This is a genomic window from Nostoc sp. JL23 (assembly GCF_017115065.1).
Taxonomy (GTDB): Bacteria; Cyanobacteriota; Cyanobacteriia; order Cyanobacteriales; family Nostocaceae; genus Nostoc; species Nostoc punctiforme_A.
On the sequence record NZ_JABXKN010000129.1, the window covers coordinates 39,011 to 48,440 of the forward strand.

Below are 9,430 nucleotides of genomic sequence, written 5' to 3' on the forward strand. Positions count from 1 at the left end.
CCTAAGAGTCCTCCCGTTGCTCCGATTTTGGGAGATACTCGTTCACTAATCTTTTGTCTGCTTCGCCCATCTTCTCTAACATTTCTTCAATCAGCTTTAGTGCCATCGGTGAAGGCACTGTAGATCCGTTCTCCCAGCGATTGATTGTTCTTAGGGAAACTCCTAACTTGGCTGCAAACTTTTCTTGAGATAGATCGAGTTGCTGCCGAAGTTCACGGATCAAATCTGAAATTTTGAGTGGCATTCTTAGTTCCATAGTACGAAGAGTAGGACAGATGTCTCGCCATTCGTCTCCAGCTTGAGGATGAATTTGAATAATCATCAGTCGTTATCAATTTCATCTTTTGGCGAAACACCAATATTTCAGTTATCAGTGTTCACCGCTTACTGCTCGCTGTCGAAGCTATATCTAAAATAAACATTAAGTTTTGTCTGATATGAGATTCCCAAGAGTATTATCTAAGGCAATTTAATTAATTATTATCAGCGCTCGCACCCAACCAAATAATTGGAGGTGTGTGATGTTTTAATTTAATTATTTATATGAAAATTAATTTTTTATATATAGAGTAAAGCATCTCTCTATATTTTGATAAAAACTTTTAAAGCATCGTTAGTTTAACAACTAAATATAAAATAGATTCCCAAATATGCAGTTAGTTTTACTTCTATGGTAGGATGTCATTCAAAAAACCAGCAAGTTACAATTCGCTATTTAATAGAAATTTTGCCTAATCCTAATCTTTAACTGTTTTGATTAATCAACACTCCGAAAATTTATTAAACAGTCAACAAGAAAATGCACCAGGTGAAGGCTATATATTTAACTGGTTTGATTGGTTTTGTCTTTGGTATCCTCCAGGGTGGCTAATTTTATTCAATCGCCATTGGCAGCACTATCACCCAGAGCCAGATGGTTGGAATTGGCTAGAATATGGATTATTTTTAATTCCTGGCGGATTTTATCTAGCGTTGCTGAGTCGCTGGTTGCGTCTGGGTTTTCGTTCACCTCGAAAAGGAGTTAGTGAATTCGATCCTAAATATCAACAAGTTTTTGGCAAAGAAATTCTGGCCCCTATCGTTAAATACTATTTTCGGGGAGAGTTGCAACAAGTTGAAAACTTGCCGCCAACAGGGCCATTGATTGTGGCAATGAATCATGCCGGGATGTGTTTTCCTTGGGACTTTTTAACCTTGGCTTATTTATTAAGTGAAGCCAAAGGATGGGTAGTCCAACCCATAGCAAGTCCAACATTATTTGAGCATCCTTGGGTGATTTGGTGGCTACCACCTCAATGGTCGCAGGTTTTAGGTGGTGTGCGAGCCGAATTAGATGATTTTGAGGGTGCGCTCGCTCAAGGTAAAATTCTCTTATATGCACCCGAAGGTATTCGCGGGCCTTTGAAAGGTTGGAGAAGACGCTATAAACTAGAAAAGTTTGATATGAGCTTTATTCAGTTGAGCGATCGCTATCATATTCCCATTCTGCCAGTAGTTTGCATCGGCAGTGAATCTTTGCATCCTTGGGCTGTTAATTTCACCAGATTACAACGATTAATTAAACTACCATTCTTACCTTTGTCGCCTTTGATGTTTGCCTTACTTCTGTTTCCCTCAATGGGAGTTTGGGCAATGAGAACTCGTTTGCGTTACTTTATTAGCCCTTTGCAACCAGCAGAATTGGACAACCACTCAAAGAAAGGGCGTACAGTAGCCTATCAACAGGCGCAAAAATTACGAGAAAAACTGCAACTCCAAATTAATCATTTTTTGGGTAAATCTTAAGAGGTTGTTTGAAAAGTCCTCTTCTGGGTAACAAAAAGTTTTAGATCCCCGTTCGTTACCAACACAACTTGTTTTGTTACGAATGCTTATCCGTTAGTAACGACAACTTATGCATTCTTACCAACACAACCTGTTTTGTTACCAACACTTATTCGTTAGTAACGACAGATTGCCCGTTTGTTACTAACATAACCTGTTTCGTTACCAATGCTTATCCGTTAGTAACTGACTCCATTGAAGAAGCACCGAAACGATAGCCTTTGCCATAAACTGTGTGAATCAGCGCAGTTTCTCTACCTACCTCAATCTTACGGCGCAGCAAACGAATTAATGCCGCAATTACATTACTACTGGGTTGTTCTGACTCTTGCCACAAATTTTGCATAATTTGAGCATGAGTCAGAAGTTGTCCAGTGTGTTCCATAAAGTATTGCAACAACTGGCTTTCTTTTTGCGATAGCTCAATTATTCGTCCTTGGCGATAGGCTACTTGATTTTCACAATCGAGTTCTAAATCAGCAACGGTTAAACGTCCGCTGGTGGTTTCATAAATTTGAGAACCGGAACGACGCAATAAAGCACGGACTCTTGCTAATAACTCCCGCAGTTCAAAAGGTTTAACCAAATAGTCATCAGCACCAGCATCTAAACCTTGTACGCGGTCATCGAGAGTATCTTTAGCTGTGAGAAACAGAACGGGAGTGGTTTTGCTTTGGCGTCGCAATTCCTGACAAATCTCTAACCCCGTTTTTCCCGGCAGCATCCAATCTAAAATAAGTAGGTCATAACTGCCTGCTTGTGCAAGTTCGCTGCCAGATGTCCCATCATAAACAGCGTCTACAGCGTAACCCTCACGAGTTAACAAGCGGCTCAAGGGTTGAGTCAGTTCAACTTCATCATCAACTAATAAAATTCTCATGCTGCTTGTGGTAAGCATATAGAGATATTCTCAATATTATTCAACTGCCAAGACGCTAAGGATACCAATAAAAAAAATGCTGACTGTTGCATTGCCAAAAGGGGAACTACTTAAAAATAGCATCCGCTTGCTACAAGCTGTCGGATTAGATTTTAGTGCTTTTTTAGATTCAGGAACTCGCCAACTTCAAATTCCTGACACTAAGGGAGTTGCGAAAGCTTTACTGGTGCGGGCGCAAGATGTGCCCGTTTATGTGGAATATGGTCAGGCACAACTGGGCATTGTCGGTTACGATGTGTTGCGGGAGAAGCAGCCGCAAGTTGCCCACTTGGTAGATTTACAGTTTGGGCATTGTCGGATGTCAGTGGCGGTAAAAGCATCAAGTGCTTACCGATCGCCTTTAGATTTACCACCGCATGGTAGAGTTGCTTCAAAATATGTGAATTGCGCTCGTGAATATTTCCATAGTCTGGATTTACCTGTGGAAATAGTGCCATTGTATGGTTCAGTAGAGCTAGGCCCAATTACTGGCATGTCAGAAGCGATCGTAGACTTGGTTTCTACAGGGCGGACTTTGCGCGAAAATGGTTTGATTGAAATTGCTAGTCTGTATCAAAGCACGGCGCGGTTGATTGCCCATCCTCTAAGTTACCGCCTGAATACGGGTAATCTGAGTGATGTGATTAGCAAGCTGCGCGAGACCGTTTTGGTAGAGGTTTAATATCATGTAATTCGTAATAACGCTTCTCCAGATGCTCGTTCCTAACTAACGCTGCACGATTCGTTTGTACAGCGTCTCGTATTCAAGTGACTTGCAGATAAAAAATACTCAACTGTTATACCAATTCAATTAATGATTGCAACACATCCTTGGGTAAAGACGCGATTCATCGCGTCTCTACAAATGGTCTATTTGTTGCATTCTTTTTTCAAATTGGTATAACTTTTGGTTAAAAACTAGGTTCTAAAAGCCTTTACCCTTTGTTGCATAAGACGCGTAGAAACTCACGGCATACAAATATTGAATTTTTTATTTAACCCTTCAGTAAATGGAATCAAAGTTATATTTATATTATTTTTTGAGCGTTAAAATTTGATGCGATCGCAAAAAACTAAACTCGCATTGTTTTGAGCAAAATTGTTAATCATAAAAAGCACTTTACAATTATTCTTAACACGAAGTAGGTGGAAATATGTTTCAAGCTACTCGCCGCCGTCTTGCAATTTGGTACACTGCCGTCACTGCTGTATTACTACTAATGTTTGCCAGTGGCGTTTATTTATACGTCCGCAGTACGTTGATTGAGCGGATTGATGACACCCTTAACCATGTAGTAGAAATAGTAGAGCGTTGCCTGACAACCAGTGGTTGTGCATCTACGCTCATATTTGAGCCAATTAATGCTGATGCAGATAAATTTCGCATTAACGTAGAAGCCAGTTTTGGCGATAATAGCGACACTGTAGAAGATGACCACATTGACCTAGAATGGTTTAGTCCAACTGGTAAATTACTTTGGTCAACGCTATCTGAACCACTAAATATTCCCATTCGTGCTAATCGCACTGGTGAAACTGTACGCGTAGTCAAGAGAGAGAATGAAAATTCAAAATTTAAAATTCCTAACTCCCCACTCTTATTGCGACAAGTCACCGAACGAGTAGAAGTAAAACGACAAGTATTAGGATATCTGCGCGTTAGTCATCCCTGGTTTGAAGTTACTAAACCTAGTCGCCAGTTAATATTTGATTTGGCTTTAGGTATTGGGTTAATGGTGCTTTCCGTAGGCGCGAGTGGTTGGTTTCTTTCGGGTAAAGCGATGGAACCTGTAGGTGAATCTTATCAACGTCTTAAACAATTCACTGCTGATGCTTCCCACGAACTTAGAAGTCCTATCACTTTGATTCAAACTAATGTGCAAGTTGCGCTTGCTGACTTGGATTTAGCGGAGACAGAAACGACTAGTTCTTTGCAATATCGACAACAGTTAAAGGTAGTGGAACGGTTAACGCAGCGTTTAGGTAAGTTAGTCAATGACTTACTCTTTCTTGCACGACAGGATAGTGGTATTAGCAAAGATACTTTTTCACCTTGTCCGCTGGATGCTTTGCTAATAGAGGTGGTTGAAGAACAACAATTGTTAGTCCCTGAAAAAGAAATCACCCTTTCTCTAGACTTAGTTGACCCTCCAGCCTCTGAAACTAGTCCCGAATTACTGGAGAATTGGTTTACTCTTCTAGGTAATTGGGATCAATTGGTGCGGCTGTTCACAAATTTAATTGCTAACGCTTTGCATTACACTCCAGCAGGTGGACGGGTGAAAGTGGAATTGGCGCGGATAGAAGGAATAAACCGTGTTTCTGGACTACGTAACACCAGTTCCCAGTTGCAAGTTAAGGTGAGTGATACCGGAGTTGGAATTCCAGCGGAAGCACTACCACGCTTGTTTGACCGCTTTTATCGAGTAGATCCGGCACGTACTCATAGGACGGGGAATACAGCTACAGCCAGCGCTACTGGTTCAGGATTGGGATTAGCGATCGCTCAAGCTATTGTCGAACATCATCACGGTCATATTCAAGTTGAAAGTACCCAAAGCATTGGCACTACCTTTACTATCACTTTACCAATAACTCTTGAGTCTTAATTTGATAATAAACTTTTATTTCCTGTGATAGATGTAAGATTCTAGTACAATACGGCGGAAATAAAACAATCATTCCAAATCAACGAAACCCTAATGCTGTATTCATTTTTAATTTTTAATTCCGCCTTGCTGTACTAGTCCATTCAAGTGGACTTTAATTCTTAGTGAATAAACTTATTTTCTAGCGGGATATTGAATTTGACTGTTACAAAAATCTGCTTAATGACAATGGTTAAGATTGTAAATCTTGAGAATGAGATATTTCAAGTTTTTTAGATTATTTACGTATCCTTAGCTAGATGCGACAAATCAATTAGTTTGCTAAATGTTTAGATGTACTCAACGACCTATAAAACCTAATTTAATTTCCGGCTGGAGAAATCTTTAGTAAGAAAAAAAATGAAGCTTTTCTAGGAGTCAAGAATGAATATGAAGTCTCAAAATTTTCGCAAGTCTAGCAAATTATTTGGCGCTCTTTGTGGGGGATTACTAATTAGTCTGCCAGCAATTCCTCAAGCATTAGCACAAGAATCTACTGTCAAGGTTAACCCAAGACCCAGTATTTTTAGCGAACCACCCTACAACCGCTCTCAGGCTCCCGTGTCACCAGAGCCAGGAGCTAGACCAGCACGCCCAGTTCCGCCGACTGAAGGGCAACTGTCTCCCGTACCACCACAACCAGTTCCTCCGGCTGAGGGGCAAGTGTCTCCCCTACCACCACAACCAGGTGCTAGACCACTACGCCCAATTCCTGGCGATCGAACTCAACAGCCTTCACCACCTGCGGTTTCCAATGACCAACAACCACTGGTAGAACCACGGCAAACCCCCAGTGCGACGATCGCACTCACTAATGGGATGGTTAATATCAGGTTGGTTAATAATACTGCGGCTAAGATAACTTTTCAAGTGATTGGCGATACGGCACCGCGCTCCCTAGAAGGGAAGTCAGATGTAACGCTGCAAGCTTTAAAAGCACCAGTAACAGTAACATTTGAACGACAAGATGGCGGACAATTAATAGTGACTCCACAAGGTTCTTCAGAACCAGGAAGCTTGGAAGTCACATTTAAGGAAGCCACCAATGCAGCACAAGGTAGAAGTGCGATGAGAATTGAACGAAACGGTTCAGTGTTCTTAAATTAATTAATTTAGAGCTAGGGCGAAGGTAATTCGCGGCTACTTTTATAACCCACGTAGTTGGGTTTTGCCTGTGTAGACGCGGTTTCCAACCGCCCTTGTAATCCCTTGTAATATAAAATTGACTGCTACTTTCGCTGAAGCATTTTAGTTAATTGATCCCGCAATTGCACTTCTTGCCTGCTATCTTGCAATGTCCGCGCCAGTATAATTGCCCTTTCGTAAAAATTGCGGGCAGTTAGGTAGTTACCTTGTTGCTTATATAGCTGGGCATAAGATTCAAAAGATTTTAATTCTTCGTGTAAATTTTGTAATTCTTTAGCGAGTGCTAAACGCTGCTCTAGTAAGTCAAAGGCGCGTTCGTAACGTCCTACAGCAGTGTGAGCCGTAACTAAACCGTCAATTGCCCGTAATTCATTAGTGCGATCGCGGTTGGTTTTAGCTGTGCGCATTGCTTCACCATAAGTAGCAATGGTATCTTGATAATTTCCAGATGCTAAATAAGCATCTCCTAAATTATTCAAGGTATTTGCTTCACCGATGGCATCGCCAGTCTGACGGCGGAAAGTTAAAGCATTTTCGTACAGTTTAATCGCCTTGTTATAATCTCCCAACCTGGCACTTACCAAGCCCAAATTACTCAAAGACAGTCCTTCACCTTCAATATTTTTCACCCCGTGAGCAATTGCAAGGGCATCTTCAACTGTTTTACCAGCAGCAGCAAATTCGCCTTTTTGCAGCAGAAATGTACCAATATTATTCAGCACAAAAATCTGAGATTGAAAGTCTTTAGTATCACGAGCGATCGCTAATCCTCTCCTGAAAGCATCTTCTGCCTCTTTTGAACTACCAAGCTGCACATAAGCCTTAGCAAGCAAATTGTACGTCAGACCTTGTGCTTTCAGGTCGCCAATGGAATGATATAGTTCTAATGCTCGCAAACAAGACGTAATTGTTTTGTCGGCATGTCCTGAAGCGTATTCTTGTTGACCAATACGCAACAAGCTGTCTGCTTCATCTCTTGATTGTCGCCCAACGGAATTATTTAAAGGGCGATGGAGTTGTTCGGAAATATCAACCGCACCCGCTACAGGACTCAGCAAAAAAGCAAACAGTAAAAAGCTGTGTAAAAGAACCTGGGGACGATAAATCGCACCGACACAAATTAAGCCTACCTTTTGGTAGGGAAATACAAGTCGTTGTTTCATAAGAATTACCCGTAAAGTTGCGGGTTTAAGTAGAAGGTCTAAGAAGAAGTTTTAAGTTTTAAATTGAAGACAACTAATATACGCATTTCTACTTAAGTTCTGATTGAGCTAAATCTTCCCCAAAGTATATGGTGCGGATATCTGTGGGCAATTTGTCCTCTAGCATACGATAGCCTTCCTGGAGAAAATTGGCTACTTCATAAGGAGCGATCGCTTCTCCTTCAGCTTGTAGATAAGCAGCGATTCTAGTTTCACTCCAGTGGAAAGTTTGCGCCATTAATACAATTAATCGTAAAACTGGCGGCAGTTGGTCTAACGCCTGTTGTACATAGCACCATAGCGGCGGTGAAGTCGCTTGCAGAGAATAATGAATTGCTTCTGTGGGTGGTAGTTTAATCTCATTTATACAGAAAGCTGTCATATTAATTAACCAATTCTGCATGGTTAAAGCTTCCTCACCTGATTCAGAGTCAGTTAACCTTAGTCCACCGAGTTCGTAATAGATATGTCGCCAGGTGAGGGCAAACAGATAATCTGCTTGCACAGGCGATCGCGCCGAATGCCGAATTAAGGTGTAGACTATGGGGCTATAGCGGCAAAAAATCACCGTAAAGTACTTTCCGGCATCTGGATAGCGCTGAAACAGAGTCAGTAGTTCATGGTCACTGTGATGGAACAGCGACTTCACCAGTGGGTGATTAGCTTCGGGAAAATGAGGAATTTGCACAAGTCTTGGAGTTGATAATTGTTAAAATAGTTTTGGGAATTGCACTCCCCTAGTTAATCGCATAATATCTTGGTGTTGCTCAGTTTGTAGATAAGACTCAGACTAGTTGAGTATTGATAAACTAAAAACAAGGACTTAATTTTAGTCTTAATCGACAATCATAAAATCAACTCTCTTAAAGAATCCTTATTTGTTCATGGTTATAGCAGTTAGTGTGATCTCGTTCCTGCTCAGTCCCCTTACTTTAGGCTCCTTTCTGCCTTCCTTGCCCTTAGATAGCCTGTTCTCCACCCAAGGCATTATGGTAATGCTGCTAGCAGCTTACGCTGGTGCCATGTGGATGTTTCTCACCAGTGCCCCAAAAGTACACACTGTAATGGTGTCAGATTTGGAGATTGCCCGACAGTTGTATGAAGGACTGCTAGATTTGCCAGCAGCTGAGGTGCCATTGCACTACTACTACAACTACGAACAAACTATAGGCGCAACTGGCATCGATCCGTTATATATGTCTACTGGGCCAAGCTTGTCTAGCAAAATGATGAATAACGCCAATGATGGGCTGTGGTATCAATTGAAGAAAAACACCCAGCTACACGTCATTACTGGTGCGAGTTTAGGTAGCAAAAATCAGCAACGCCACGTTTGTTTTGACCACGACTGCCTGGAAATGATTTTAATGCGAGTCGAAATGCGCGGTTTGAAATTGAAGATTCGTAATCACAAACCCCTGAACTTTTTAGTCAAGGACTATGAAGGGCGCGTTATCGAAGTGGCTGAAGTAGCGAATTAGCAGTTAATGATTAGATTATTTTAGGTTGGGTGGAGCGTAGCTTGTCGCCGTAGACATCGCTCCACCCAATATTTTTAGATTTTATTTTAGTAATTGACAGAGGAGAAGACGCAATGTCTCAGCAGTAGTCAATTGAGCAAATTCCTACAAATCTATAGGACTTACGCATTGACAGAATAACAAAATAGTGAATTGATGAATATAGGTCGT

9 protein-coding genes are annotated in these 9,430 nt (G+C 41.3%); 5 read left to right on the forward strand and 4 right to left on the reverse strand.

What is annotated here, in order from left to right; translation table 11 throughout:
* Position 1: 1 nt before the first annotated feature.
* Entirely contained in the window at positions 2-322 is a 321-nt protein-coding gene (locus HWQ42_RS27145) for a helix-turn-helix transcriptional regulator (protein ID WP_334813010.1), read from the reverse strand.
* Between the two features lie 431 nt (positions 323-753).
* Between HWQ42_RS27145 and HWQ42_RS27150 the strand changes: the two genes are divergently transcribed.
* Positions 754-1,785: a lysophospholipid acyltransferase family protein gene (locus tag HWQ42_RS27150; protein ID WP_292817375.1), complete on the forward strand. Its 1,032-nt coding sequence runs from the start codon at positions 754-756 to the stop codon at positions 1,783-1,785.
* Between the two features lie 211 nt (positions 1,786-1,996).
* Here HWQ42_RS27150 and rppA read toward each other — a convergent pair whose 3' ends face one another.
* Entirely contained in the window at positions 1,997-2,704 is a 708-nt protein-coding gene (rppA, locus tag HWQ42_RS27155; RefSeq protein ID WP_292738486.1) for a two-component system response regulator RppA, read from the reverse strand.
* A gap of 76 nt (positions 2,705-2,780) precedes the next feature.
* Here rppA and hisG point away from each other — a divergent pair, with 76 nt between their 5' ends.
* The 3 genes from hisG (at position 2,781) to HWQ42_RS27170 (ending at position 6,498) form a co-directional block, all read left to right on the forward strand.
* Positions 2,781-3,425, forward strand: coding sequence for an ATP phosphoribosyltransferase (gene hisG, locus HWQ42_RS27160; RefSeq protein ID WP_292817377.1), 645 nt, complete (start codon positions 2,781-2,783; stop codon positions 3,423-3,425).
* A gap of 472 nt (positions 3,426-3,897) precedes the next feature.
* Positions 3,898-5,352, forward strand: coding sequence for a HAMP domain-containing sensor histidine kinase (locus tag HWQ42_RS27165; RefSeq protein ID WP_292817379.1), 1,455 nt, complete (start codon positions 3,898-3,900; stop codon positions 5,350-5,352).
* A gap of 429 nt (positions 5,353-5,781) precedes the next feature.
* Complete coding sequence (locus HWQ42_RS27170) at positions 5,782-6,498, forward strand: hypothetical protein (protein ID WP_334954894.1); 717 nt, start codon at positions 5,782-5,784, stop codon at positions 6,496-6,498.
* 122 nt (positions 6,499-6,620) lie between these two features.
* Here HWQ42_RS27170 and HWQ42_RS27175 read toward each other — a convergent pair whose 3' ends face one another.
* Both HWQ42_RS27175 and HWQ42_RS27180 read right to left on the reverse strand, forming a co-directional pair.
* Complete coding sequence (locus HWQ42_RS27175; protein ID WP_292817381.1) at positions 6,621-7,700, reverse strand: tetratricopeptide repeat protein; 1,080 nt, start codon at positions 7,698-7,700, stop codon at positions 6,621-6,623.
* 88 nt (positions 7,701-7,788) lie between these two features.
* Positions 7,789-8,427, reverse strand: coding sequence for a sigma-70 family RNA polymerase sigma factor (locus HWQ42_RS27180; protein WP_292817383.1), 639 nt, complete (start codon positions 8,425-8,427; stop codon positions 7,789-7,791).
* Positions 8,428-8,623: 196 nt separating this feature from the next.
* Here HWQ42_RS27180 and HWQ42_RS27185 point away from each other — a divergent pair, with 196 nt between their 5' ends.
* Complete coding sequence (locus HWQ42_RS27185; RefSeq protein ID WP_094351107.1) at positions 8,624-9,220, forward strand: glyoxalase-like domain protein; 597 nt, start codon at positions 8,624-8,626, stop codon at positions 9,218-9,220.
* The last annotated feature ends 210 nt before the right edge of the window (positions 9,221-9,430 follow it).